At 54.4% G+C, this 25,930-nt stretch carries 20 protein-coding genes; 16 read left to right on the top strand and 4 right to left on the bottom strand.

The genetic code is table 11. The features are described from left to right. Positions 1-197: 197 nt before the first annotated feature. From dnaK to nhaR, 4 genes are all read left to right on the top strand, one after another. Complete coding sequence (gene dnaK / locus C5687_RS03405) at positions 198-2,111, top strand: molecular chaperone DnaK (protein WP_045284820.1); 1,914 nt, start codon at positions 198-200, stop codon at positions 2,109-2,111. 87 nt (positions 2,112-2,198) lie between these two features. Continuing rightward, positions 2,199-3,344 (top strand): molecular chaperone DnaJ, encoded by a 1,146-nt coding sequence (gene dnaJ / locus C5687_RS03400; RefSeq protein WP_014830600.1) that lies wholly within the window; start codon positions 2,199-2,201, stop codon positions 3,342-3,344. Between the two features lie 170 nt (positions 3,345-3,514). Next, a complete protein-coding gene (nhaA, locus tag C5687_RS03395; protein ID WP_095451954.1) occupies positions 3,515-4,690 on the top strand; it encodes a Na+/H+ antiporter NhaA in 1,176 nt (391 codons plus the stop codon). A 58-nt stretch (positions 4,691-4,748) separates the two neighbouring features. Beyond that, complete coding sequence (gene nhaR / locus C5687_RS03390) at positions 4,749-5,648, top strand: transcriptional activator NhaR (RefSeq protein WP_045284818.1); 900 nt, start codon at positions 4,749-4,751, stop codon at positions 5,646-5,648. A 57-nt stretch (positions 5,649-5,705) separates the two neighbouring features. On the opposite strand, the gene rpsT is transcribed toward nhaR, so the two are convergent. Then, the gene (gene rpsT / locus C5687_RS03385; RefSeq protein WP_003856458.1) at positions 5,706-5,969 is read right to left on the bottom strand and encodes a 30S ribosomal protein S20; all 264 of its coding nucleotides are present in this window, start codon (positions 5,967-5,969) and stop codon (positions 5,706-5,708) included. Positions 5,970-6,296: 327 nt separating this feature from the next. On the opposite strand from rpsT, the gene ribF reads away from it, so the two are divergent. The 9 genes from ribF to C5687_RS03340 all read left to right on the top strand — a co-directional run bounded on the left by ribF (position 6,297) and on the right by C5687_RS03340 (position 18,350). Continuing rightward, the gene (ribF, locus tag C5687_RS03380) at positions 6,297-7,223 is read left to right on the top strand and encodes a bifunctional riboflavin kinase/FAD synthetase (protein ID WP_025758033.1); all 927 of its coding nucleotides are present in this window, start codon (positions 6,297-6,299) and stop codon (positions 7,221-7,223) included. Between the two features lie 45 nt (positions 7,224-7,268). Then, entirely contained in the window at positions 7,269-10,085 is a 2,817-nt protein-coding gene (ileS, locus tag C5687_RS03375) for an isoleucine--tRNA ligase (protein WP_104556409.1), read from the top strand. Next, the gene (lspA, locus tag C5687_RS03370; protein WP_025758031.1) at positions 10,085-10,585 is read left to right on the top strand and encodes a signal peptidase II; all 501 of its coding nucleotides are present in this window, start codon (positions 10,085-10,087) and stop codon (positions 10,583-10,585) included. The genes ileS and lspA overlap by 1 nt, the downstream gene beginning before the upstream one ends. 117 nt (positions 10,586-10,702) lie before the next feature. Beyond that, complete coding sequence (gene fkpB / locus C5687_RS03365; protein ID WP_013095528.1) at positions 10,703-11,152, top strand: FKBP-type peptidyl-prolyl cis-trans isomerase; 450 nt, start codon at positions 10,703-10,705, stop codon at positions 11,150-11,152. Position 11,153: 1 nt separating this feature from the next. Beyond that, positions 11,154-12,104, top strand: a complete 951-nt coding sequence (ispH, locus tag C5687_RS03360; RefSeq protein ID WP_025758030.1) for a 4-hydroxy-3-methylbut-2-enyl diphosphate reductase — start codon at positions 11,154-11,156, stop codon at positions 12,102-12,104. 205 nt (positions 12,105-12,309) lie between these two features. Then, a complete protein-coding gene (gene dapB / locus C5687_RS03355) occupies positions 12,310-13,131 on the top strand; it encodes a 4-hydroxy-tetrahydrodipicolinate reductase (RefSeq protein ID WP_094917895.1) in 822 nt (273 codons plus the stop codon). A 454-nt stretch (positions 13,132-13,585) separates the two neighbouring features. Then, positions 13,586-14,734 (top strand): glutamine-hydrolyzing carbamoyl-phosphate synthase small subunit, encoded by a 1,149-nt coding sequence (carA, locus tag C5687_RS03350; protein WP_104556408.1) that lies wholly within the window; start codon positions 13,586-13,588, stop codon positions 14,732-14,734. A gap of 18 nt (positions 14,735-14,752) precedes the next feature. After that, positions 14,753-17,977, top strand: a complete 3,225-nt coding sequence (carB, locus tag C5687_RS03345) for a carbamoyl-phosphate synthase large subunit (RefSeq protein ID WP_025758027.1) — start codon at positions 14,753-14,755, stop codon at positions 17,975-17,977. A gap of 139 nt (positions 17,978-18,116) precedes the next feature. Next, positions 18,117-18,350 (top strand): YgdI/YgdR family lipoprotein, encoded by a 234-nt coding sequence (locus tag C5687_RS03340; protein WP_059385877.1) that lies wholly within the window; start codon positions 18,117-18,119, stop codon positions 18,348-18,350. Between the two features lie 47 nt (positions 18,351-18,397). Here the strand turns inward: C5687_RS03340 and C5687_RS03335 are convergent, their stop codons facing one another. Continuing rightward, positions 18,398-21,310, bottom strand: a complete 2,913-nt coding sequence (locus C5687_RS03335) for an autotransporter family protein (protein WP_104556407.1) — start codon at positions 21,308-21,310, stop codon at positions 18,398-18,400. 366 nt (positions 21,311-21,676) lie between these two features. Between C5687_RS03335 and kefF the strand changes: the two genes are divergently transcribed. The 3 genes from kefF to folA all read left to right on the top strand — a co-directional run bounded on the left by kefF (position 21,677) and on the right by folA (position 24,659). After that, on the top strand, positions 21,677-22,207 hold the full coding sequence (gene kefF / locus C5687_RS03330) for a glutathione-regulated potassium-efflux system oxidoreductase KefF (RefSeq protein WP_025758024.1): 531 nt from the start codon (positions 21,677-21,679) through the stop codon (positions 22,205-22,207). Then, the gene (gene kefC / locus C5687_RS03325; protein WP_047957730.1) at positions 22,200-24,065 is read left to right on the top strand and encodes a glutathione-regulated potassium-efflux system protein KefC; all 1,866 of its coding nucleotides are present in this window, start codon (positions 22,200-22,202) and stop codon (positions 24,063-24,065) included. Before kefF ends, kefC begins: the two co-directional genes overlap by 8 nt. A gap of 114 nt (positions 24,066-24,179) precedes the next feature. Further along, on the top strand, positions 24,180-24,659 hold the full coding sequence (folA, locus tag C5687_RS03315; protein ID WP_008502023.1) for a type 3 dihydrofolate reductase: 480 nt from the start codon (positions 24,180-24,182) through the stop codon (positions 24,657-24,659). A gap of 40 nt (positions 24,660-24,699) precedes the next feature. On the opposite strand, the gene apaH is transcribed toward folA, so the two are convergent. Continuing rightward, positions 24,700-25,548 carry a bis(5'-nucleosyl)-tetraphosphatase (symmetrical) ApaH gene (gene apaH / locus C5687_RS03310; RefSeq protein WP_025758022.1) on the bottom strand — a complete coding sequence of 283 codons (849 nt, stop codon included), beginning with the start codon at positions 25,546-25,548 and terminating at the stop codon, positions 24,700-24,702. Positions 25,549-25,552: 4 nt separating this feature from the next. Continuing rightward, the gene (gene apaG / locus C5687_RS03305; protein ID WP_025758021.1) at positions 25,553-25,930 is read right to left on the bottom strand and encodes a Co2+/Mg2+ efflux protein ApaG; all 378 of its coding nucleotides are present in this window, start codon (positions 25,928-25,930) and stop codon (positions 25,553-25,555) included.

The raw sequence follows: 25,930 nt of genomic DNA, 5'->3' as shown, positions 1-25,930 counted from the left end.
TCTATGATCTCATCAGGGTGAAATTAAAATTTTTTTTATCATTCCCCCTTGATGGATGTCGCAGCGACCCCATCTTGTAGTCAACCGCAGTGTGTGGACCTGAAAAAAATCAAATCTGGGCAGTTGAAAAAGCACGATCTGCCCTTATTACAGGTACACAACCACATGTTGACTGAATTTTTAGTGGAGACGTTTAGATGGGTAAAATTATTGGTATCGACCTGGGTACGACCAACTCTTGTGTAGCGATTATGGATGGCACTACTGCTCGTGTGCTGGAGAACGCCGAGGGCGATCGCACCACGCCTTCTATCATTGCTTATACCCAGGATGGTGAAACTCTGGTTGGTCAGCCGGCTAAACGTCAGGCAGTGACAAACCCGCAAAACACCCTGTTTGCGATTAAACGCCTGATCGGCCGCCGCTTCCAGGACGAAGAAGTTCAGCGTGACGTTTCTATCATGCCTTACAAAATCATCGCGGCAGACAACGGCGATGCGTGGCTTGATGTGAAAGGCACCAAAACTGCACCACCGCAGATCTCTGCTGAAGTGCTGAAAAAAATGAAGAAAACGGCTGAAGATTACCTGGGTGAGCCGGTAACCGAAGCTGTTATCACCGTACCTGCTTACTTCAACGATGCTCAGCGTCAGGCAACCAAAGATGCTGGCCGTATCGCAGGTCTGGAAGTCAAACGTATCATCAACGAACCTACCGCGGCTGCACTGGCTTACGGTCTGGATAAAGAAGTCGGCAACCGTACTATCGCGGTTTACGACCTGGGTGGTGGTACCTTCGATATCTCTATTATCGAAATCGACGACGTTGACGGCGAAAAAACCTTCGAAGTTCTGGCAACCAACGGTGATACTCATCTGGGTGGTGAAGACTTCGATACCCGTCTGATCAACTACCTCGTTGACGAGTTTAAGAAAGATCAGGGCATTGACCTGCGTAATGACCCGCTGGCTATGCAGCGCCTGAAAGAAGCCGCTGAGAAAGCGAAGATCGAACTGTCTTCCGCTCAGCAGACCGACGTGAACCTGCCGTACATCACTGCAGACGCGACCGGTCCTAAACACATGAACATCAAAGTGACCCGTGCGAAACTGGAAAGCCTGGTAGAAGACCTGGTGAACCGTTCTATCGAGCCGCTGAAAGTAGCGCTGCAGGACGCTGGCCTGTCCGTGTCTGACATCAACGACGTTATCCTCGTTGGCGGCCAGACCCGTATGCCAATGGTTCAGAAGAAAGTGGCGGAGTTCTTTGGTAAAGAGCCACGTAAAGACGTTAACCCGGACGAAGCGGTTGCTATCGGTGCTGCGGTTCAGGGTGGCGTACTGACCGGTGAAGTGAAAGATGTACTGCTGCTGGACGTTACCCCGCTGTCTCTGGGTATCGAAACCATGGGCGGTGTGATGACTGCGCTCATCAACAAAAACACCACTATCCCAACCAAGCACAGCCAGGTATTCTCTACCGCCGAAGACAACCAGTCTGCGGTAACCATCCATGTGCTGCAGGGTGAACGTAAGCGCGCATCTGATAACAAATCTCTGGGTCAGTTCAACCTGGACGGTATCAACCCGGCGCCGCGCGGTATGCCTCAGATCGAAGTCACCTTCGACATCGATGCTGACGGTATTCTGCACGTGTCTGCGAAAGACAAAAACAGCGGTAAAGAGCAGAAGATCACCATCAAGGCCTCTTCCGGTCTGAATGAGGAAGAGATCCAGAAAATGGTTCGTGAAGCGGAAGCTAACGCGGAATCTGACCGTAAGTTCGAAGAGCTGGTTCAGACCCGTAACCAGGGCGACCATCTGCTGCACAGCACCCGTAAGCAGGTTGAAGAAGCAGGCGATAAACTGCCAGCGGAAGACAAAACGGCTATCGACGCTGCACTGAGTGCGCTGGAATCCTCACTGAAAGGTGAAGATAAAGCGGACATCGAAGCGAAGATGCAGGAACTGGCTCAGGCTTCTCAGAAGCTGATGGAAATCGCTCAGCAGCAGCACGCGCAACAGCAGGCAGGTGCTGACGCTTCAGCGAACAACGCGAAAGACGACGACGTTGTCGACGCTGAGTTCGAAGAAGTTAAAGATAAAAAATAATCGCCCTGATGCAGGGTAATTAATCGGCACGGGCGTAGGAGAATTCTCCACGCCCGTGCTCGCATGTTAAGGGGCTTAAAAAAACCAATGGCAAAGCAAGACTATTACGAGATTTTAGGCGTTCCGAAAACTGCGGAAGAGCGTGAAATCAAAAAGGCGTATAAGCGCCTGGCCATGAAATTCCACCCGGACCGTAATCAGGGTGACAAAGAGGCTGAAGCCAAATTTAAAGAGATCAAAGAAGCCTACGAAGTCCTGACCGATGCACAAAAACGTGCAGCCTATGACCAGTACGGTCACGCAGCCTTTGAACAGGGCGGCATGGGCGGCGGTGGATTCGGCGGCGGCGGCTTTGGCGGCGGCGCTGACTTCAGCGACATCTTTGGCGATGTGTTTGGCGACATCTTCGGTGGTGGTCGTGGACGTCAGCGCGCGGCGCGTGGCGCGGACCTGCGCTACAACATGGAGCTGACGCTGGAAGAGGCCGTTCGCGGTGTCACCAAAGAGATCCGTATTCCAACGCTGGAAGAGTGTGACGTGTGCCACGGCAGCGGCGCGAAAGCGGGCACTCAGCCGCAGACCTGTCCAACCTGTCACGGTTCTGGCCAGGTACAGATGCGTCAGGGGTTCTTCGCGGTGCAGCAGGCCTGTCCGCACTGCCATGGTCGCGGTACGCTGATCAAAGATCCCTGCACCAAATGCCATGGTCACGGTCGCGTTGAGAAAACCAAAACCCTGTCCGTTAAAATCCCGGCTGGGGTCGATACGGGCGACCGCATCCGTCTGGCTGGCGAAGGCGAAGCCGGCGAACACGGCGCACCGGCGGGCGATCTGTACGTTCAGGTGCAGGTCAAGCAGCACGCTATCTTCGAGCGCGAAGGCAACAACCTGTACTGTGAAGTGCCGATCAACTTCGCGATGGCAGCCCTCGGTGGCGAAATTGAAGTCCCGACGCTGGATGGCCGCGTGAACCTGAAAATTCCTGGCGAAACCCAGACCGGTAAGCTGTTCCGCATGCGCGGTAAAGGCGTTAAATCCGTTCGCGGGGGCGCACAGGGCGACCTGCTGTGCCGCGTCGTTGTGGAAACACCGGTTGGCCTGAACGATAAGCAGAAACAGCTGCTGAAAGAGTTGCAGGAGAGCTTTGGTGGCCCGACGGGTGAGAAAAACAGCCCACGCTCCAAAAGCTTCTTCGATGGCGTCAAAAAATTCTTCGATGATTTGACCCGCTAACCTGTTTGTCGCAGGTATTCGCAAAAGCCCGGAAGAGATTCCGGGCTTTTTTGTTTATCGGTATTGTTCGGTTAAACTGAATCAATACTCAATATTAATCTGTTTTTGCCGAGCTATAAGGCTTGGTATTATGGTTTTACCGAGGTATTGCTGTATAAGAGAGAATTAAAGTGAAATTACTACACCGTTTTTTTAGTAGCGAAGCATCCGGGGGCGTGATCCTGATTTTGGCTGCCGCCGCCGCGATGGTGCTGGCAAACGTGGGATTTACCCGCGATCTGTATCATGCTTTTCTGGAAACGCCCGTCGAGCTGAAGGTTGGGGCGCTGGAAATCCACAAGAACATGCTGCTGTGGATCAACGATGCGCTCATGGCGGTGTTCTTCCTGCTTGTCGGGCTTGAGGTTAAGCGGGAGCTGGTACTGGGTTCGCTTGCCAGTCGCCAGCGAGCGGCGTTCCCGGTCATTGCCGCGCTCGGTGGGATGGTGGTTCCGGCGCTGCTCTTCCTCGCGTTTACCTGGCAGGATCCGGTTGCACGTCACGGCTGGGCGATCCCGGCGGCAACGGATATCGCCTTTGCACTCGGGGTGCTGGCCTTACTGGGAAGCCGCGTTCCGGTTGCCCTGAAAATCTTCCTGATGGCGCTGGCGATCATCGATGACCTGGGCGCAATTGTGATTATCGCGCTGTTTTACACAAGCGATCTGTCGATCCTGTCTTTGAGCGTGGCTGCAGGGGCGATTGCGGTTCTGGCGCTGCTGAACCTCCTGAATGTTCGTCGCATCGGTATCTATATCCTCGTGGGGATGGTGCTGTGGACTGCGGTTCTGAAATCGGGCGTGCATGCCACGCTGGCAGGAGTGATCGTCGGCTTCTTCGTGCCGCTTAAACCGCAGGAGGGTAAATCACCTGCGAAGCAGCTGGAGCATGTGCTGCACCCCTGGGTCGCCTTTATGATCCTGCCTCTGTTTGCATTTGCTAACGCGGGTGTTTCCCTTGGCGGCGTGACGCTGGACGGGCTGACCTCCGTGCTGCCGCTGGGTATCATCGCCGGGTTGTTTATCGGCAAGCCGCTGGGCATTAGCCTGTTCTGCTGGCTGGCGACGAAGCTTAAGCTGGCGTCATTGCCGCACGGCACCACGTTTACGCAGATCATGGCCGTGGGCGTGCTGTGCGGGATAGGCTTTACGATGTCGATTTTTATCTCGACGCTGGCGTTTGGTGCGCATGCACCTGAGCTTATCGTCTGGGCGAAACTCGGCATTCTCATCGGGTCATTACTGGCCGCGGTGATCGGTTACACCTTGTTGAAGGTGAAGTTGTCCGGACAGGCCGTCCAGGCATAACGGAAAACCGGGAGGAGGGTAACCTTCTCCCGACAGGCACTCAGGGAGAGAAGACGCGATGTCTCATTTGAATTACAACCATCTTTACTACTTCTGGCATGTCTACAAACAGGGCTCGGTGGTCGGGGCGGCAGAGGCGCTTTACCTGACGCCGCAAACCATCACCGGGCAGATCAAGGCGCTGGAAGAACGTCTGCAGGGTAAGCTGTTCAAGCGTAAGGGACGCGGAATTGAACCCAGCGAGCTGGGTGAGCTGGTTTTCCGCTACGCGGACAAAATGTTCACCCTGAGCCAGGAGATGTTGGATATCGTCAACTACCGCAAAGAGTCGAACCTGCTCTTTGATGTTGGCGTGGCGGACGCGCTGTCAAAACGACTGGTGAGCGGCGTGCTGGATGCGGCTGTGGTCGAAGATGAGCAAATCCATCTGCGCTGTTTTGAATCCACCCACGAGATGCTGCTGGAACAGCTGAGCCAGCACAAGCTGGACATGATCATCTCGGATTGTCCGATCGACTCCACGCAGCAGGAAGGGCTGTTTTCGGTGAAGATTGGTGAATGCGGCGTAAGCTTCTGGTGTATTAACCCGCCGCCGGAAAAACCCTTCCCGGCCTGCCTGGAAGAGCGTCGCTTGCTGGTGCCAGGAAGACGTTCCATGCTGGGACGAAAGCTGCTGAACTGGTTTAACTCTCAGGGGCTGAATGTCGAAATCCTCGGTGAGTTCGACGATGCGGCGCTGATGAAAGCCTTTGGCGAAGCGCACAATGCGATCTTCGTTGCACCGACACTCTACGCGCACGATCTCTATTCAGATAGCAAGATTACGGAGATTGGTCGGGTCGATAACGTAATGGAAGAGTATCACGCGATTTTTGCCGAAAGGATGATTCAGCACCCGGCGGTGCAGCGTATCTGTAACCGCGACTACTCGGCGCTGTTTACGCCACCGGCAATCTGAAGGCATAAAAAAACCCGCGTTAAGCGGGTTCTTTAAACAAGCAACAACAAGCGGCAATTAAGCCAGTTTGTTGATCTGCGCGGTCAGGTTTGCTTTATGACGCGCTGCTTTGTTTTTGTGGATCAGACCTTTAGCAGCCTGACGATCCACGATTGGTTGCATTTCGTTAAATGCGTTCTGCGCTGCAGCTTTGTCGCCAGCTTCGATTGCTGCGTATACTTTCTTGATGAAAGTACGCATCATAGAGCGACGGCTTGCGTTGTGCTTACGAGCCTTTTCAGACTGAACGGCACGTTTCTTAGCTGATTTGATATTAGCCAAGTCCAACTCCCAAATATGATCTATGTGGACAATTCAAAGGCCGAGGAATATGCCCTCTTTGCCTTCTTTTGTCAATGGATTTGTGCAAATAAGCGCCGTTAATTAGCGACGCTACGTTACGTAGTGATGGCGCAGGATTCTACCAGCTTGTCTTCCCTGAATACAGCCTTTCGGCATAAAAATCGCAGTTCAGGAGCAGATTTTTTCGCTGTGAAAGGTCAGCCTGATGAAATCATTACGGCTTTCTGTTTTGCGCGAACAATCGCCGGTTAACCTTGACCGCTGTACAAGGTATACTTTGGCGATTTTCACTGTTTTGAGCCAGACATGAAGCTGATACGCGGCATACATAATCTCAGCAGAGCACCGCACGGGTGCGTGCTGACCATTGGTAATTTCGACGGCGTGCATCGTGGTCATCAGGCGCTGTTGCAGGGATTGCGTAAAGAAGGGGAGGCCCGTGGCCTGCCCGTGGTAGTGATGATTTTCGAACCACAGCCGCTGGAGCTGTTTGCGGGCGATAAATCTCCCGCCCGTCTTACTCGCCTGCGCGAGAAGTTGCGCTATCTGGCCGAGTCCGGCGTGGACTACGTGTTGTGCGTACGTTTCGATCGTCGCTTTGCCGCGCTGACAGCACAAAATTTCGTCAGCGACCTGCTGGTTGAACGTCTTGGCGTGCAGTTTCTGGCCGTGGGGGATGATTTCCGCTTTGGCGCTGGTCGTCAGGGCGATTTCTTGCTATTACAGAAGGCTGGTCTGGAGTACGGTTTTGACGTCACCAGTGCGATGACCTTCTGTGAAGGCGGCGTTCGCGTCAGCAGCACGGCGGTACGTCAGGCGCTGGCCGATGATGAACTGGGGACGGCAGAAACCCTGCTTGGGCATCCGTTCACTATCTCCGGTCGCGTCGTCCATGGCGATGCTCTCGGCCGCACCATTGGTTTCCCGACGGCGAATATACCGCTACGCCGTCAGGTTTCCCCGGTCAAAGGGGTCTATGCGGTGGAAGTGGCAGGACTGGGCGATAAGCCGTTTTACGGTGTTGCCAACATTGGCACACGTCCGACCGTCGCCGGTGTGCGTCAACAGCTGGAAGTGCACCTGCTGGACGTTGTAATGGACCTTTATGGTCGCCATATAGATGTGATACTGCGTAAAAAAATACGCAACGAGCAGCGATTTGGTTCGCTGGATGAACTCAAAGCGCAAATTGCGCGAGATGAATTGACGGCCCGCGAGTTTTTTGGGCTTTAGAACCGGCTTAACTGCCTACGTGATAAATACGGAACCGAGAATCTGATGAGTGACTATAAATCAACCCTGAATTTGCCGGAAACAGGGTTCCCGATGCGCGGCGATCTCGCCAAGCGTGAACCGGGAATGCTGGCGCGTTGGACTGATGATGACCTGTACGGCATCATTCGTGCAGCCAAAAAAGGCAAAAAAACCTTCATTCTGCATGATGGCCCTCCCTATGCGAATGGCAGCATTCATATTGGTCACTCGGTTAACAAGATTCTGAAAGACATTATCGTGAAGTCGAAAGGCCTCGCGGGATATGACTCGCCATACGTTCCGGGCTGGGACTGCCACGGTCTACCAATCGAACTGAAAGTGGAGCAGGAATTCGGTAAGCCAGGTGAGAAATTCACCGCCGCTGAGTTCCGTGCGAAATGCCGCGAATACGCCGCTACGCAGGTTGAAGGTCAGCGCACGGATTTCATCCGTCTGGGCGTGCTGGGCGACTGGTCGCACCCCTACCTGACCATGGACTTCAAAACCGAAGCCAACATCATCCGTGCGCTGGGCAAAATCATCGGTAATGGCCACCTGCACAAAGGCGCTAAGCCTGTACACTGGTGTGTGGATTGCCGTTCTGCGCTGGCAGAAGCGGAAGTGGAGTATTACGACAAAACCTCTCCGTCTATCGACGTGGCGTTCCACGCCGTTGATCAGGATGCGGTGAAAGCCAAATTTGGCGTCTCCTCCGTTAATGGCCCGATCTCACTGGTGATCTGGACCACTACCCCGTGGACCCTGCCTGCGAACCGTGCGATCTCCCTGTCCGGTGAGTTCGACTACGCGCTGGTGCAGGTTGACGGTCAGGCGGTTATCCTGGCAAAAGATCTGGTTGAGAGCGTGCTGAAACGCGCGAATATCACCGACTACACCGTGCTGGGCACCGTGAAAGGCGACGCGCTTGAGCTGATGCGCTTTAAACACCCGTTCCTGGACTTTGATGTGCCAGCGATCCTGGGCGACCACGTCACGCTGGAAGCCGGTACCGGTGCGGTCCATACCGCCGGTGGCCACGGTCCTGACGACTACAATATCAGCCTGAAATACGGTCTGGAAATCGCTAACCCGGTGGGGCCGGACGGTTCTTACCTGCCTGGCACTTACCCGGCGCTGGACGGTATCAACGTCTTTAAAGCTAACGACATTATCGTTGATATGCTGCGCACCAGCGGCGCACTGCTGCACGTTGAGAAAATGCAGCACAGCTATCCGTGCTGCTGGCGTCACAAGACGCCGATCATCTTCCGTGCGACCCCACAATGGTTCATCAGCATGGATCAGAAAGGCCTGCGTGCGCAGTCTCTGAAAGAGATCAAAGGCGTGCAGTGGATCCCAGACTGGGGCCAGGCGCGTATCGAATCCATGGTTGCTAACCGCCCTGACTGGTGTATCTCCCGTCAGCGTACCTGGGGCGTGCCGATGTCGCTGTTCGTGCATAAAGAGACGCAGGAACTGCATCCGAACACCCTGGAACTGATGGAAGAAGTGGCGAAGCGCGTCGAAGTTGACGGCATTCAGGCATGGTGGGATCTCGACGCCCGCGACATCCTGGGCGCTGACGCCGACAACTACGAGAAAGTGCCGGATACCCTGGATGTATGGTTCGACTCCGGATCCACTCACTCTTCCGTGGTTGACGTGCGTCCTGAGTTTGCCGGTCACGCCGCCGATATGTATCTGGAAGGTTCTGACCAACACCGCGGCTGGTTCATGTCATCCCTGATGATCTCCACCGCCATGAAAGGAAAAGCGCCTTACCGTCAGGTACTGACCCACGGCTTCACCGTGGATGGTCAGGGCCGTAAGATGTCCAAATCTATCGGCAACACCGTGTCTCCGCAGGATGTGATGAACAAGCTGGGCGCAGACATTCTGCGTTTGTGGGTGGCTTCCACCGACTACACCGGCGAAATGGCGGTGTCTGACGAGATCCTGAAACGTGCCGCCGACAGCTATCGTCGTATCCGTAACACCGCGCGCTTCCTGCTGGCGAACCTGAACGGGTTTGATCCGGTTAAAGACATGGTGAAACCGGAAGAGATGGTGGTGCTGGACCGCTGGGCGGTAGGCTGCGCGAAAGCGGCGCAGGAAGATATCCTGAAAGCCTATGAATCTTACGACTTCCATGAAGTGGTGCAGCGTCTGATGCGCTTCTGCTCCATCGAGATGGGTTCGTTCTACCTCGACATCATCAAAGACCGTCAGTACACCGCGAAAGCGGACAGCGTGGCGCGTCGTAGCTGCCAGACCGCGTTGTTCCACATCGCAGAAGCGCTGGTGCGCTGGATGGCGCCGATCATGTCCTTCACCGCGGATGAAATCTGGGGTTATCTGCCAGGCGACCGTGAGAAGTATGTCTTCACCGGCGAGTGGTACGAAGGTCTGTTCGACCTCTCCAGCACCGAAGCGATGAACGATGCCTTCTGGGACGAGCTGCTGAAAGTGCGTGGTGAAGTGAACAAGGTGATTGAGCAGGCGCGTGCTGACAAGAAAGTCGGTGGCTCTCTGGAAGCGGCAGTAACCCTGTACGCCGAACCTGAGCTGGCGGCGAAACTGACGGCGCTGGGCGATGAATTGCGATTTGTCCTGTTGACCTCAGGCGCGCAAGTTGCGGATTATGCCGAAGCTACTGCTGATGCTCAGCAGAGCGAACTGCTCAAGGGACTGAAAGTCGCGCTGAGCAAAGCCGACGGTGAGAAATGCCCGCGTTGCTGGCATTACACTACCGATGTTGGCCAGGTGGCGGAACACGCAGACATCTGCGGACGCTGTGTAAGCAACGTCGCCGGTGACGGCGAAAAACGTAAGTTTGCCTGATGAGTAAAACTCTCTGTTCAACAGGACTGCGCTGGCTGTGGCTGGTTGTGGTGGTGCTGATTATTGATCTGGGCAGCAAATTCCTGATCCTCCAGAATTTTGCGCTGGGGGATACGGTTTCGCTGTTCCCGTCGCTTAACCTGCACTACGCACGTAACTATGGTGCGGCGTTTAGTTTCCTTGCTGACAGCGGTGGCTGGCAGCGCTGGTTCTTTGCAGGTATTGCAATCGGTATCTGTGTGGTGCTAACGCTGTTGATGTACCGTTCGAAAGCGACGCAAAAGCTGAACAACATCGCCTACGCGCTGATTATTGGCGGCGCGTTAGGTAACCTGTTTGACCGCCTGTGGCACGGCTTTGTGGTCGATATGATCGACTTCTACGTCGGCGACTGGCACTTCGCGACCTTTAACCTCGCCGACAGCGCAATTTGTATCGGTGCGGCGTTAATCGTGCTGGAAGGTTTCTTACCGAAACCGACCGCGAAAGAGCAGGCGTAACAAAACCAGCCGGGTGACGCGTAGCGATCCCGGCCTACCGAATATGCCGACACTTGTAGGCCGGGTAAGCGAAGCGCCACCCGGCACACAGGCGAGACAACATAAAGAGCAATGTGCATGTCTAAATCCGTACAGAGCAACAGCGCGGTTCTCGTTCACTTCACGCTGAAACTGGATGACGGCTCCACGGCTGAATCCACCCGCAATAATGGCAAACCGGCCCTGTTTCGTCTTGGCGATACCTCCCTGTCTGAAGGACTTGAACAGCAGCTTCTGGGCCTGAAAGAGGGGGAGAAAAAAGCCTTTTCGCTTGAGCCGGATGCGGCGTTTGGCGTGCCAAGCCCGGATCTGATCCAGTACTTCTCCCGTCGTGAGTTTATGGACGCGGGGGAACCTGAAATCGGGGCTATTATGCTCTTTACCGCTATGGACGGCAGCGAAATGCCTGGCGTGATCCGCGAAATTAACGGCGACTCTATTACCGTTGACTTCAACCATCCGCTTGCCGGGCGCACTGTCCATTTTGATATTGAAGTGCTGGAGATTGATCCGGTACTGGAGGCCTGAAATGCAGATCCTGTTGGCTAACCCGCGCGGCTTCTGCGCCGGTGTAGACCGCGCTATCAGCATTGTTGAAAACGCGCTGGAGATTTACGGCGCGCCGATTTACGTGCGTCACGAAGTGGTGCACAACCGTTACGTGGTCGACAGTCTGCGCGAGCGCGGTGCTATTTTTATCGAGCAAATCAGCGAAGTGCCGGACGGTGCCATCCTGATTTTCTCTGCGCATGGTGTCTCTCAGGCAGTACGTAACGAAGCGAAAAGCCGCGATTTGACGGTGTTTGACGCTACCTGTCCGTTGGTCACGAAAGTGCATATGGAAGTGGCACGCGCCAGCCGTCGTGGTGAAGAGTCGATTCTGATTGGCCATGCGGGTCACCCGGAAGTCGAAGGCACCATGGGCCAGTACAGCAACCCGGAAGGGGGCATGTATCTGGTTGAATCGCCAGAAGATGTGCTTACGCTGAACGTGAAAAATGAAGCCCGTCTGTCGTTCATGACCCAGACAACACTCTCTGTCGACGATACCTCTGACGTGATTGACGCCCTGCGCCAGCGTTTCCCGAAGATCGTCGGTCCGCGTAAGGATGACATCTGCTACGCGACCACGAACCGTCAGGAAGCGGTGCGTGCCCTGGCTGAACAGGCGGATGTGGTGCTGGTGGTCGGCTCGAAAAACTCCTCTAACTCAAACCGTCTGGCCGAACTGGCGCAACGGATGGGGAAAACGGCTTTCCTGATTGATGACGCGACGGATATTCAGGAAGCGTGGGTAAAAAACGCGACCTGTGTCGGCGTGACGGCCGGCGCATCTGCGCCGGATATTCTGGTACAGAACGTCATTGCCCGTCTGCAGGAGCTGGGCGGTGGCGAAGCGGTGCCGCTGGAAGGACGTGAAGAGAACATTGTTTTCGAAGTCCCGAAAGAACTGAGAATCGATGCCCGGGAAGTCGAATAATCCCTTTTCTGATGAAAGGCCAGCACCTCCTGTGCTGGCCTTTTTTTTACCCGTTACTTTATCGTGACGACAAAATCATGTCTTTTACTGATATTTAAGTCGGTTTCACGTTAAATTCTAATTATTGGTGTTTTCAGTTGGCAGTGCTCAGAAAGGCTGGTTAATCTGAAAACGGTTTACATCATTTTAACGTAAGAGAATAACTATGCATGATGCACAGATCCGTGTCGCCATTGCGGGCGCGGGTGGACGTATGGGTCGTCAGCTGATTCAGGCGGCACTTCAGATGGAGGGCGTCGCCCTTGGCGCAGCGCTGGAGCGTGACGGTTCATCGCTTCTGGGGACCGACGCTGGCGAGCTGGCGGGCGCGGGCAGGACGGGCGTCACCGTACAAAGCAGCCTGGATGCGGTAAAAGAGGACTTCGATGTCTTTATTGATTTTACCCGCCCGGAAGGGACGCTCACGCATCTGGCGTTTTGCCGTCAGCACGGCAAGGGGATGGTGATCGGCACCACTGGTTTTGACGATGCGGGTAAGCAGGCTATCCAGGATGCATCAAAAGAGATTGCGATTGTCTTTGCCGCAAACTTTAGCGTGGGCGTTAACGTCATGCTTAAGCTGCTGGAGAAGGCTGCGAAAGTCATGGGTGACTACACCGATATTGAGATCGTTGAAGCTCACCACCGCTACAAAGTGGATGCGCCATCAGGCACGGCGCTGGCGATGGGTGAAGCGATTGCCCATGCACTCGATAAAGATTTAAAAGACTGCGCGGTCTATACCCGCGAAGGTCACACCGGTGAACGCGTGCCTGGCACTATTGGCTTCGCCACGGTCCGTGCGGGTGACATCGTCGGCGAACACACCGCGATGTTCGCCGATATTGGCGAACGTGTAGAAATTACGCATAAAGCTTCCAGCCGAATGACGTTTGCCAATGGCGCCGTACGCTCCGCTTTGTGGCTAAAAAATAAAGAAAAGGGACTTTTTGATATGAGAGATGTCCTGGATCTCAATAATCTGTAAACATTATTACCCATCGTGATGTGGTTATTGCAGTCGTAATTCATTGATTGCATAGGGCAATATTTTATTGCCCTTTTATTTTTGCTGTTACATTGTATTTTCTCCCTTAAGTCTCTAAAAATCTGTCTATTGTTCTGATTTTTCGTTGCTAAAATGTAAATTTTGACCATTTGGTCTACTTTATCATGTTCCATCTCGTGATTTTTTATTAAACCAACCGCGCAAGCGTTTTCTGCAGTGATTTACCTGATCTTTTTGTCGCTTAAGCTGCATTCCGCGTTTCAGGCCTGCAAAAGAGTAAACAAAATATCCGTTTTAAGTTGACTTTTACCGACCAAATCTCCAGAATGCCGCCGTTTGCCAAAAATCCGCTGGCAACACATTTGCATTGATCCATGACATGGTTATGAATTAATATGCAAATAAAGTGAGTGAATATTCTCTGGAGGGTGTTTTGATTAAGTCAGCGCTATTGGTTCTGGAAGACGGAACCCAGTTTATCGGTCGGGCCATAGGGGCAACGGGTTCGGCGGTTGGGGAAGTCGTTTTCAATACTTCAATGACCGGTTATCAAGAAATCCTCACTGATCCTTCCTATTCTCGCCAAATCGTTACTCTTACTTATCCTCATATCGGCAATGTCGGCACCAATGCGGCTGACGAAGAGTCCTCTCAGGTACATGGGCAAGGTCTGGTCATTCGTGACCTGCCGCTGATTGCCAGCAACTTCCGCAACACTGAAGACCTCTCTTCTTACCTGAAGCGCCATAACATCGTGGCGATTGCCGATATTGATACCCGTAAGTTAACGCGTCTGCTGCGCGAGAAGGGTGCACAAAACGGCTGCATCATCGCAGGGGATAACCTGGATGCGGCTCTGGCGCTGGAAAAAGCGAAAGCCTTCCCGGGCCTGAACGGCATGGACCTGGCAAAAGAAGTGACCACAGCTGAAGCCTACAGCTGGATGCAGGGGAGCTGGACGCTCGAAGGCGACCTGCCGGAAGCGAAAAAAGAGAGCGAGCTGCCGTTCCACGTGGTGGCTTACGATTTCGGCGCCAAGCGCAACATCCTGCGCATGCTGGTTGACCGCGGCTGCCGCCTGACGGTGGTGCCAGCGAAAACGTCCGCTGAAGAGGTGCTGAAAATGAATCCGGACGGCATCTTCCTCTCTAACGGGCCTGGCGACCCGGCACCTTGTGACTACGCCATCAATGCCATCAAGTCCTTCCTGGAGACAGACATCCCGGTATTCGGTATCTGCCTCGGCCATCAGCTGCTGGCGCTGGCGAGCGGTGCGAACACCATCAAGATGAAGTTCGGTCACCACGGTGGTAACCACCCGGTGAAAGACATTGATAACAACACGGTGATGATTACCGCTCAGAACCACGGTTTCGCCGTCGATGAAGCGTCGATGCCGGCTAACCTGCGCGTGACTCATAAGTCACTGTTCGATGGCACCCTGCAGGGTATCCATCGCACCGATAAGCCAGCGTTCAGCTTCCAGGGCCACCCGGAAGCCAGTCCGGGCCCACACGATGCCGCGCCGCTGTTCGATCACTTCATCGAACTTATCGAGCAATACCGTAAGACCGCTAAATAATCAGGAGCCGAGAAGACAATGCCAAAACGTACAGACATAAAAAGCATCCTGATCCTTGGCGCTGGCCCGATCGTCATCGGCCAGGCCTGTGAATTCGACTACTCCGGTGCGCAGGCGTGTAAAGCCCTGCGAGAAGAGGGTTACCGCGTTATCCTGGTGAACTCGAACCCGGCCACCATCATGACCGACCCGGAAATGGCGGATGCAACCTACATCGAGCCGATTCACTGGGAAGTGGTACGTAAAATTATTGAAAAAGAGCGCCCGGATGCGGTGCTGCCAACCATGGGTGGCCAGACGGCGCTGAACTGTGCGCTGGAGCTGGAGCGTCAGGGCGTGCTGGCCGAGTTCGGTGTAACCATGATTGGCGCGACCGCCGACGCGATTGATAAAGCCGAAGATCGTCGCCGTTTCGACGTGGCGATGAAGAAAATCGGCCTCGACACCGCGCGTTCCGGTATTGCTCACAATATGGAAGAGGCGCTGGCCGTCGCGGCTGAAGTGGGTTATCCGTGCATCATCCGTCCATCCTTCACCATGGGTGGCACCGGCGGCGGTATCGCCTACAACCGCGAAGAGTTCGAAGAGATTTGCGAACGCGGTCTGGATCTCTCTCCAACCAAAGAGCTGCTGATTGATGAATCGCTGATTGGCTGGAAAGAGTACGAGATGGAAGTGGTGCGTGATAAAAACGACAACTGCATCATCGTCTGCTCCATCGAAAACTTCGATGCGATGGGGATCCACACCGGTGACTCCATCACCGTTGCGCCAGCCCAGACGCTGACCGATAAAGAGTATCAGATCATGCGTAACGCCTCGATGGCGGTACTGCGTGAAATCGGCGTGGAAACCGGCGGCTCAAACGTGCAGTTCTCGGTGAACCCGAAAACCGGCCGTCTGATCGTTATCGAAATGAACCCGCGCGTGTCCCGTTCTTCCGCGCTGGCCTCCAAAGCGACCGGCTTCCCGATTGCCAAAGTAGCAGCGAAGCTGGCGGTGGGGTATACCCTTGACGAGCTGATGAACGACATCACCGGTGGCCGCACGCCTGCGTCCTTCGAACCGTCCATCGACTACGTTGTGACCAAAATTCCTCGCTTCAACTTCGAGAAATTCGCCGGCGCGAACGACCGTCTGACCACTCAGATGAAATCTGTCGGTGAAGTGATGGCGATTGGCCGCACGCAGCAGGAGTCCCTGCAGAAAGCGCTGCGCGGCCTGGAAGTGGGGGCGACCGGTTTCGATCCGAAAGTGAGTCTGGACGACCCGGAAGCACTGACCAAAATCCGCCGCGAGCTGAAAGACGCGGGCGCGGAGCGTATCTGGTACATCGCCGATGCCTTCCGTGCAGGCCTCTCCGTCGACGGCGTATTCAACCTGACCAACATTGACCGCTGGTTCCTGGTGCAGATTGAAGAGCTGGTACGTCTCGAAGAGAAAGTAGCAGAGCTGGGTATTAACGGTCTGGATGCGGACTTCCTGCGTATGCTGAAGCGTAAAGGCTTCGCCGATGCGCGCCTGGCGAAACTGGCGGGCGTACGTGAAGCGGAAATCCGCAAGCTGCGTGATCAGTATGACCTGCATCCGGTCTACAAGCGAGTGGATACCTGTGCGGCGGAATTCTCGACCGACACCGCGTACATGTACTCCACCTATGAAGACGAGTGCGAAGCGAACCCGTCCGTTGACCGTGACAAGATTATGGTGCTGGGCGGTGGTCCAAACCGTATCGGCCAGGGCATCGAGTTCGACTACTGCTGCGTGCACGCTTCGCTGGCGCTGCGCGAAGACGGTTATGAGACCATCATGGTCAACTGTAACCCGGAAACGGTCTCTACCGACTATGACACTTCTGATCGCCTCTACTTCGAGCCCGTTACCCTGGAAGACGTGCTGGAAATCGTGCGTATCGAGAAGCCAAAAGGCGTTATCGTGCAGTACGGTGGCCAGACCCCACTGAAGCTGGCGCGCGCCCTGGAAGCCGCTGGCGTACCGGTTATCGGTACCAGCCCGGACGCGATTGACCGTGCGGAAGACCGCGAGCGTTTCCAGCAGGCGGTTGATCGTCTGAAGCTGAAGCAGCCGGCGAACGCCACCGTAACGGCCATTGAACAGGCTGTTGAGAAGGCGAAAGAGATTGGCTATCCGCTGGTGGTACGTCCTTCCTACGTACTGGGCGGCCGCGCGATGGAAATCGTCTATGACGAAGCAGACCTGCGTCGCTACTTCCAGACGGCGGTGAGCGTCTCCAACGATGCGCCAGTTCTGCTCGACCGCTTCCTCGACGATGCGGTGGAAGTGGACGTTGACGCCATCTGCGACGGCGAAATGGTGCTGATTGGCGGCATCATGGAGCACATCGAGCAGGCGGGCGTACACTCCGGTGACTCTGCCTGTTCTCTGCCAGCGTACACCCTGAGTCAGGAAATTCAGGATGTGATGCGCCAGCAGGTACAGAAGCTGGCCTTCGAACTGCAGGTTCGTGGTCTGATGAACGTTCAGTTTGCGGTGAAAGACAACGAAGTTTACCTGATTGAAGTGAACCCGCGTGCGGCGCGTACCGTCCCGTTTGTCTCCAAAGCCACGGGTATTCCGCTGGCGAAAGTGGCGGCACGCGTGATGGCGGGCCAGACGCTGGCTCAGCAGGGCGTAACCAAAGAGATCATTCCGCCGTACTACTCGGTGAAAGAAGTGGTTCTGCCATTCAACAAATTCCCGGGCGTTGACCCGCTGTTAGGGCCAGAGATGCGCTCTACCGGGGAAGTGATGGGCGTGGGCCGCACCTTTGCTGAAGCATTCGCGAAGGCGCAGCTGGGCAGTAACTCCACCATGAAGAAATCTGGCCGTGCGCTGCTCTCCGTTCGCGAAGGCGATAAAGAGCGCGTGGTTGACCTGGCTGCCAAGCTGCTTAAGCAGGGCTTCGAGCTGGATGCCACTCACGGTACGGCGATTGTGCTGGGTGAAGCCGGTATTAACCCGCGTCTGGTGAACAAGGTGCATGAAGGTCGTCCGCACATTCAGGATCGCATCAAGAATGGCGAATATACCTACATCATCAACACCACTGCGGGCCGCCAGGCGATTGAAGACTCCAAACTGATTCGCCGCAGCGCGCTGCAGTATAAAGTGCACTACGACACCACCCTGAACGGCGGTTTCGCGACGGCCATGGCGCTGAATGCGGATGCCACCGAGAAGGTGATTTCGGTTCAGGAAATGCACGCGCAGATTAATAAGTAAGTTCACATGCCCGGCGGCGTAGCGTTGCCGGGCACTCTCCCTCTCTTCAGAACCTTCTGGTTTTCCATCCGCATTCAGTCAGTTAGCCTAAAATTGTTAGGTCGATAACGAAATTCAACTGAGAGCAGGGGAAAACACCATGCAAAATAAATTACTGATCGCTACTCTTCTGTCTGCCACAACATTGTTTACCGTTGCGGGCTGTTCATCCAACCAGGCTGTAAAAACGACCGATGGCAAAACCATTGTTACCGACGGCAAACCGCAGGTGGATGACGATACCGGTCTGGTGTCGTATAAAAACGCCGAAACCGGTCAAACCGAGCAGATTAACCGTGACCAGGTGAAATCCATGGGCGAACTGGATAACTAATAAAAAAGCCGTGGCAAATGCCACGGCTTTTAGCCTTTCAGGAACACTTACCAGCGGTGGTTCAACAGAATATGACCGCCATAGGCAGCATAACTGTTTTCACCCCATTCGCCGCTGGCCCGCAGAGAAACCGTGGTAGTCTCGTTCAAATTCCCGGTAACGCCCAGCTCTAGCTGGCCACGATCTTCCGGCGTGTCGTTGCTGACAGTTTCACCGTTAAACGCCATATCGTTTTGACCCGCGCCTTTCAGCCAGTTCACGGCAACGTACGGCTGCCAGGCTTTGACATCCTTCTGCTGGAAGTAACTTGATTTGACGCCCAGACGACCAAACAGACCGTCGTTGTCCAGGGTTGTCACCCGGACGCCGTCACGGTCGGTATGGTTTTCCTGATCAAGGTAGCTGTAAACGAACTGCGCCTGAGGCTCGATTTTCCAGGTGCGCTCATTTTCTGAATTAATCACCCACGCATGACCCACTTCGACAGAGGCAGCGAAACCTTCACTGTCGTAATCTTCGTCATTACGGTTGCTGGTCACTTTATTGTTGTACCAGCTATAGGCGGCCCAGGTATCAATGTAGCTGCCAAGGCGTAAGTTCTGATCTTCCTGCCAGGTGGCGTATAAACCTGCATTGAAGCCGTCGACTTTACCCTGCGCATCACGCACATTGTGTCTGGCCTCCGAGTGGGTTTTTGCCTGACCCGCACCAAACATGCCGCCCGCCCGCAGGATACCGTTATCCAGTGGCTTGCTCATGAAATCGCTGCCTATCTGAAGCACGGTAGTGGTGGTGTCATAATTGACTCTGTCGCCACCTGCGTCGTTTTCATGATAGCGGCCCTTTACGTACATCCAGGTATTGAGGTTATCTTCATTGCGGAAGGTGATTTGATCGCGATCGTCGCGCTTGTGGAGGAACATGCTTTGAGCAGCAAGGTAGTTGCCTAAATATGCGCCGACTTCCGGAGCCATGACTTCAGGGCTATTGTTACTGCCATTACCGCCGTTGTCTCCATTGCCGCCGTTGTCACCGCTACCACCGTTGTCTCCGTTGTCTCCGTTGTCTCCGTTGTCGCCGTTGCTGCCGTTGCTGCCGTTGTCGCCGTTGCTTCCGTTGTCGCCGTTGTCACCATTGCCGCCGTTATCTCCGTTATCGGGATCGTCAGCCGGATCGTCGGAAGGCGAAGCCTTCGATTCCAGATACCAGTTGCCATTACTGTGTTGATAAAGATTATATTCCCACGCGCCGGCAACGACGGGTTTGGCAAGCGTCAACTGCGCTTCAGAGCTTCCATTCACGCTGACAATTTCCATGCCATTGACCGTTTGAGCGCCTAACCCACCCATATTGGTGACAGAAACGCCTGACTGCCCAAAGCTGCTGCCCGTAATCGTAAGATGATCGGTAGGTGCATCATCCGCGCCCAGCGTGCTGTTCAATACGATTTGGCTCCCCGCAGTGCCGATATAATCTCCATTGATGGTAAAGTCGTTGCCGACTGAATTATCCGCTGCGCTCAGTAAAAGCGTACCGCTGTTGGTCACGTTGCCGTTGATGGTATCCGCGCCCGAGTTGCGCAATGTCGGGTTGCCCTGAATGGCATTCCATGCAGCCAGCGTGCCGCCGCCAAGAATAGAGATGTTATCGTATACCGTCCCTGCCGTGGCAAACGTTGCTCCGCTCTGCACGGTCACCGTGGCATGACTGTTTTCAACGCCCAGGGTCGCACCGGACGCGACCAGCGTGGTGCCGCTATACAGGGTAGTATCACCGCTATAGCTGTTGTTACCGGTCAACGTCAGCGTATGCGAATCCCTTTTTTCAACACTCCCGCTGCCGGTCATGTTAGTGGTGAAGGTGAAATTATCGCCCTGGTTGAAGATAACCGAGCCGTTATTCGTGAGTCCCCCACTCAGGTTTGCGACGCTTTCGCCATTACCCAACTGCAGAACCGCTTTTTCAGCGATCAGCGTGTTCCCCGCATTTGCGACGGTTCCAGCCAGGGTCAGATTGCCGCTATTGACCTGCAGTGAATCACCCGTGCCGATAATGTCGACATCACCAGTGAGCGTCCAGTCTTCACCGTCCATAGTAAGAGAAGCGAAACCGTCACCTTCGTTTAGCCCAATGAAATTGCTGTCCTCGGCGCCGGTTCCCACAAGCCTAAGGATGTTCCCTTTTGAGAGGGTAGAAATGACATCACCTGACAGTGACGATCCTGTGTTAAGCGTCAGTGTATTATTTTTGTTGCTGGCGAACAGGATTGCGGTACTACCGCCGCCAATTGAACCAGTATTAATGATCTCAATTTTGGATGAGCCCATGACGTTAATACCATTCTGATAACCATCAATAATACCACTATTGATAATTTTCGAGTTTCCGTCACTTAGGGCAATTCCATCATTTTGAGTGCCTTTGATAGAACCCTCGTTATTAATGGGCGTGCCGATGTTCACCAGCATACCCGTCTTGCCTTCAATAAGGCCTGTTGCGCTGTTTGAAATATTTACTGCTGAGGACTCTTCATCAATATAAATACCATTTTCAAAACCAATGATACTTCCTTTGTTATTAAGTTCGCCCTGCATGGATTGAATGTTTAGTGCGTTTGCGGTTGTTGAGGAAATAGTTGCCCCCTCCTCGTTGTTAATCACAACACGCTGTGCGTTAGTATTAATATCAAGTCCGTCCGCTTTTGCGGTGATTTTTCCTTTATTGGTGACAGAGGTAACGTCCATACCAGAAACAGTTACTGCGGCAACATTATCAAGAGAGGAAATCGTGACGTTTTTATTAATGATATATTCAGATTCTGAGGAAAAATCTTGCGGGACAGAAGTCGACTGATCAATGGTTACTGCATGGCTTATTATTGGCGTAAAAACTAACAGGACGGGAAATAACTTTCCCAGTAATTGGGTTGTCCTGTTTAATATGTGGTGTTTGTCACTCATATTCACATCCATTTAAAATGAAAGTTGAAGAACAAAGAAGTATGTTCTCTTTTAAAGAGAGTTGTTATTCGGAAAGGGGTTAAATTATTATATTTTCAATGGGTTATGTATACATCTATTTATTAAAATGCGATTTTAATTATTCTTAATATTTCATATGTGCAAATGAAAAAGAGTCATTTATTGGTGAGGTTAATAAGATTAACGATGTTCAGATAAGTGCTGGCATAATCATGTGAATGGGGCGCCGTGAGTAGCAATACTTGCGTTTTGCATCTGCGATGCCAATCAACACTTTCAGCAGGCTGGTTAACTGTCTACACTCACACCTACAAGAGAGATAAGCCAGTCAACGCAGGCCCATTGATGATTCTGATAATTTACGCCCATCCTTATCCGCAACACTCGCATGCGAATAAGCGGATGCTTGAGCAGGTAAGGACGCTTGATAACGTAGAGATACGTTCCCTGTATCAACTCTATCCCGATTTTAATATCGATATCGCCGCCGAGCAGGAGGCGCTTTCCCGTGCCGATCTGATCGTCTGGCAGCATCCCATGCAGTGGTACAGCACGCCCCCGCTCCTGAAACTGTGGATTGATAAAGTGTTCTCCCACGGCTGGGCGTATGGTCACAATGGCCATGCGCTAAAAGGGAAAAGCCTGATGTGGGCGGTTACCACCGGCGGCGGGGAAAGCCATTTTGATATTGGCACCTTCCCGGGGTTTGACGTCCTGGCGCAGCCGCTGCAGGCGACGGCGCTCTACTGCGGTCTGAACTGGCTCCCGCCATTTGCGATGCACTGTACGTTTGTCTGCGATGATGAAACGCTGCAGGCGCAGGCTCGTCATTATAAACAACGCTTACTTGAATGGCAGGAGACGCATCATGGATAGCCATACGCTAATACAGGCGCTGATTTACCTCGGCGCGGCGGCGCTGATTGTGCCTGTCGCGGTTCGCCTGGGGCTGGGTTCTGTTCTTGGCTACCTGATTGCGGGCTGCGTTATTGGTCCTTGGGGCTTTCGTCTGGTGACGGATGCCGAGGCGATTCTCCATTTCGCAGAGATTGGCGTCGTGCTGATGCTCTTTGTGATTGGCCTGGAACTCGATCCGCAGCGCCTGTGGAAACTTCGCGCTTCGGTATTTGGTGGTGGGGCGTTACAGATGGTGGCCTGCGGCCTGCTGCTGGGTGGGTTCTGTATCCTGCTGGGAATGGACTGGAAAGTGGCAGAGCTTATCGGCATGACGCTGGCGCTCTCCTCGACGGCGATTGCCATGCAGGCGATGAACGAGCGCAATTTGACGGTTTCGCAGATGGGGCGCAGCGCGTTCTCGGTGCTGCTGTTCCAGGACATTGCCGCTATTCCGCTGGTGGCGATGATCCCGTTGCTGGCGGCCAGTGGGTCCTCGACGACGCTGGGCGCTTTCGCGCTGTCCGCACTGAAAGTGGTGGGTGCGCTGGCGCTGGTGGTTCTGCTTGGACGCTATGTCACCCGTCCGCTGCTGCGGTTTGTTGCCCGCTCCGGTTTGCGCGAAGTGTTCAGCGCCGTGGCGCTGTTCCTGGTGTTTGGCTTTGGTCTGCTGCTGGAAGAGGCCGGGCTGTCAATGGCGATGGGGGCGTTCCTCGCCGGCGTTCTGCTGGCGAGTTCTGAATATCGTCACGCGCTGGAAAGCGATATCGAGCCGTTCAAAGGGTTGCTGCTGGGGCTGTTTTTCATCGGCGTGGGGATGTCCGTTGACTTCGGCACGCTGGTGACGCACCCGCTGCGTATTGTCATCCTGCTTGTCGGCTTCCTGGTCATTAAAATGGCGATGCTGTGGCTGATTGCGCGTCCGCTGAAGGTGCCAAATAAGCAGCGCAGCTGGTTTGCGGTTCTGCTGGGGCAGGGGAGCGAATTTGCGTTCGTGGTCTTCGGCGCAGCGCAGATGGCAAATGTTCTCGATCCGGAGTGGGCGAAAGCCCTGACGCTGGCGGTCGCCCTGTCGATGGCGGCGACGCCCGTCCTGCTGGTCGTACTGACGCGCCTGGAAAAATCGGGCAGCGAACAGGAGCGCGAAGCTGATGAGATCGACGAGGAGCAGCCGCGCGTGATCATCGCCGGATTTGGTCGCTATGGGCAGATCGTGGGACGTTTACTGCTGTCGAGCGGCGTGAAAATGGTCATCCTCGATCACGATCCCGACCATGTCGATACCCTGCGTAAGTTCGACATGAAAGTCTTTTACGGCGACGCAACGCGCGTCGATCTGCTGGAATCTGCTGGCGCGGCAAAAGCCGAGGTACTGATTAACGCCATTGACGATCCGGAAACCAGCATGCAGATGGTGGAACTGGTCAAAGAGCACTTCCCGGCGCTGACCATTATCTCCCGCGCCCGCGATGTAGATCACTATATCCGGCTGCGGCAGGCGGGGGTAGAAGCACCGGAGCGTGAAACATTTGAAGGTGCGCTGAAATCTGGCCGTATGGCGCTGGAAAATCTGGGGCTCGGCGCGTATGAAGCGCGCGAGCGTGCAGACTTGTTCCGCCGCTTTAATACCGGGATGGTGGAAGAGATGGCGGCAATGGCTGGCAGCTCGGCCACGGAGCGCGCGGCCGTGTTCAAACGCACCAGTGCGATGCTGACGGAAATCATTAATGAGGACCGCAATCATCTGTCGCTGATCCAGCGTCATGGCTGGCAGGGCACGGAAGAGGGCAAGCATACCGGCGATCCGGCTGATGAGCCTGAGAGTAAACCTTCCGCGTGAAGTGGAGTTGCCAGCAATAATAAAAAATTTCTTTATCTTTACCCTGCCGCCAGTCGACGAAAGATTAAGCTTTCCGTATAGTGGCGGCAATTTTTTGCATCCGGGAAATTTTCAATGATCAGTCTGATTGCAGCGCTGGCGGTGGACCGCGTTATCGGTATGGAAAATGCCATGCCGTGGAACCTGCCTGCCGATCTTGCATGGTTTAAACGTACTACGTTAAACAAGCCGGTAGTGATGGGCCGCCTGACCTGGGAGTCGATTGGTCGTCCATTGCCGGGCCGGAAGAATATCGTTATCAGTAGCCAGCCAGGCACTGACGATCGCGTCGAATGGGTAAAATCTGTCGACGAGGCGATTGCTGCGTGTGGCAATGCCGAAGAGATCATGGTGATTGGCGGTGGGCGTGTATACGAGCAGTTCCTGCCAAAAGCGCAGAAGCTGTATCTGACCCACATTGATGCGGAAGTGGAAGGGGATACCCATTTCCCGGACTACGATCCGGACGAGTGGGAATCCGTATTCAGCGAATTCCACGACGCGGATGCTCAGAACTCCCACAGCTACTGCTTCGAGATTCTGGAACGTCGTTAAGTGATTTTTCCCTCTCCCGGCCGGGAGAGGGAATGACGTATCAGGAGGCAACGGCCTCGTCTTCCCCTAAGTCCAGCTGTCGGTTGGATGGCTGAACAAAGTAAGCTTTATCTTCCCAGCGCAGACAGGTTAACTCTCCACCCCAGCAGCATCCGGTATCCAGACCGTAGATCCCCTCCGGTGTCCCTTTTCCTTCAAGTGCCGCCCAGTGACCAAATACCACGCTGTACTCGCTTGTCACCGGCCCCGGAATGGCAAACCACGGCTTGAGCGGGGCTGGCGCGCTTTCCGGCGTCTCTTTGGAATACATGTCCAGTTGCCCGTTCGGGAAGCAGAAACGCATCCGGGTGAAGGCGTTGGTGATAAAGCGCAGACGGGCCAGGCCGCTGAGATCCTCGCTCCAGTGGTTCGGCATATCGCCGTACATGGCATCAAGGAAGAAAGGATAGGAGTCGCTCGCCAGCACTGCCTCCACGTCACGCGCACAGGTTTTCGCCGTCTCCAGATCCCATTGTGGCGTGATCCCGGCATGCGCCATGACCAGCTTTTTCTCTTCGTCGATCTGCAGCAAGGGCTGACGGCGCAGCCAGTTAATCAGATCGTCGGCGTCCGGCGCATCCAGCAGCGGAGTGAGGCGATCTTTAGGCTTGTTGCGACTGATCCCGGCGAAGACCGCCAGCAGATGCAGATCGTGATTGCCCAGCACCATGCGTACACTGTCGCCGAGTGATTTTACGAAGCGCAGAACCTCCAGTGAGCCAGGGCCACGCGCGACCAGATCGCCCGTCAGCCAGAGCGTGTCCTGCCCTGGCGTAAAGTCGACCTGTTTTAATAATGCGATCAGTTCATCGTAGCAACCGTGAACGTCGCCAATCAGATATGTAGACATTAGATTAATGAATGAGTGTTGTAACGGCGAGACGGAACACAGGAATGGCAACGCGGAATCCATTGCCATCGACGTCGACCATTTCATAATGGCCTTGCATGGTACCCATCGGCGTTTCAATCACTGCACCGCTGGTGTACTGATACTCTTCACCAGGGGCGATGTGGGGTTGTTCACCGACCACACCTTCTCCCTGAACTTCGATTTCGCGGCCATTGCCGTTGGTAATAAGCCAGTAGCGCCCACGCAGCTGCACAGGCACCCGCCCCAGGTTACGAATGGTCACAGTGTAAGCAAAGACAAAACGTTCTTCATCCGGCGAGGATTGCGATTCAACATAGACGCTTTGTACATGGACACATACGCGGGGCGAATCAATCAT

The organism is Enterobacter sichuanensis, assembly GCF_002939185.1.
Classification (GTDB): Bacteria; Pseudomonadota; Gammaproteobacteria; order Enterobacterales; family Enterobacteriaceae; genus Enterobacter; species Enterobacter sichuanensis.
Note: the sequence above shows the minus strand (reverse complement) of the source record. Positions and strands in the feature narration are given on the sequence as shown.

Coding starts and splice junctions, on each gene's coding strand:
- dnaK (WP_045284820.1), top strand. CDS start 198: ATGGGTAAAATTATTGGTATCGACCTGGGTACGACCAACTCTTGTGTA.
- dnaJ (WP_014830600.1), top strand. CDS start 2,199: ATGGCAAAGCAAGACTATTACGAGATTTTAGGCGTTCCGAAAACTGCG.
- nhaR (WP_045284818.1), top strand. CDS start 4,749: ATGTCTCATTTGAATTACAACCATCTTTACTACTTCTGGCATGTCTAC.
- ribF (WP_025758033.1), top strand. CDS start 6,297: ATGAAGCTGATACGCGGCATACATAATCTCAGCAGAGCACCGCACGGG.
- ileS (WP_104556409.1), top strand. CDS start 7,269: ATGAGTGACTATAAATCAACCCTGAATTTGCCGGAAACAGGGTTCCCG.
- lspA (WP_025758031.1), top strand. CDS start 10,085: ATGAGTAAAACTCTCTGTTCAACAGGACTGCGCTGGCTGTGGCTGGTT.
- fkpB (WP_013095528.1), top strand. CDS start 10,703: ATGTCTAAATCCGTACAGAGCAACAGCGCGGTTCTCGTTCACTTCACG.
- ispH (WP_025758030.1), top strand. CDS start 11,154: ATGCAGATCCTGTTGGCTAACCCGCGCGGCTTCTGCGCCGGTGTAGAC.
- dapB (WP_094917895.1), top strand. CDS start 12,310: ATGCATGATGCACAGATCCGTGTCGCCATTGCGGGCGCGGGTGGACGT.
- carB (WP_025758027.1), top strand. CDS start 14,753: ATGCCAAAACGTACAGACATAAAAAGCATCCTGATCCTTGGCGCTGGC.
- C5687_RS03340 (WP_059385877.1), top strand. CDS start 18,117: ATGCAAAATAAATTACTGATCGCTACTCTTCTGTCTGCCACAACATTG.
- C5687_RS03335 (WP_104556407.1), bottom strand. CDS start 21,310: ATGAGTGACAAACACCACATATTAAACAGGACAACCCAATTACTGGGA.
- kefF (WP_025758024.1), top strand. CDS start 21,677: ATGATTCTGATAATTTACGCCCATCCTTATCCGCAACACTCGCATGCG.
- kefC (WP_047957730.1), top strand. CDS start 22,200: ATGGATAGCCATACGCTAATACAGGCGCTGATTTACCTCGGCGCGGCG.
- folA (WP_008502023.1), top strand. CDS start 24,180: ATGATCAGTCTGATTGCAGCGCTGGCGGTGGACCGCGTTATCGGTATG.
- apaH (WP_025758022.1), bottom strand. CDS start 25,548: ATGTCTACATATCTGATTGGCGACGTTCACGGTTGCTACGATGAACTG.
- apaG (WP_025758021.1), bottom strand. CDS start 25,930: ATGATTGATTCGCCCCGCGTATGTGTCCATGTACAAAGCGTCTATGTT.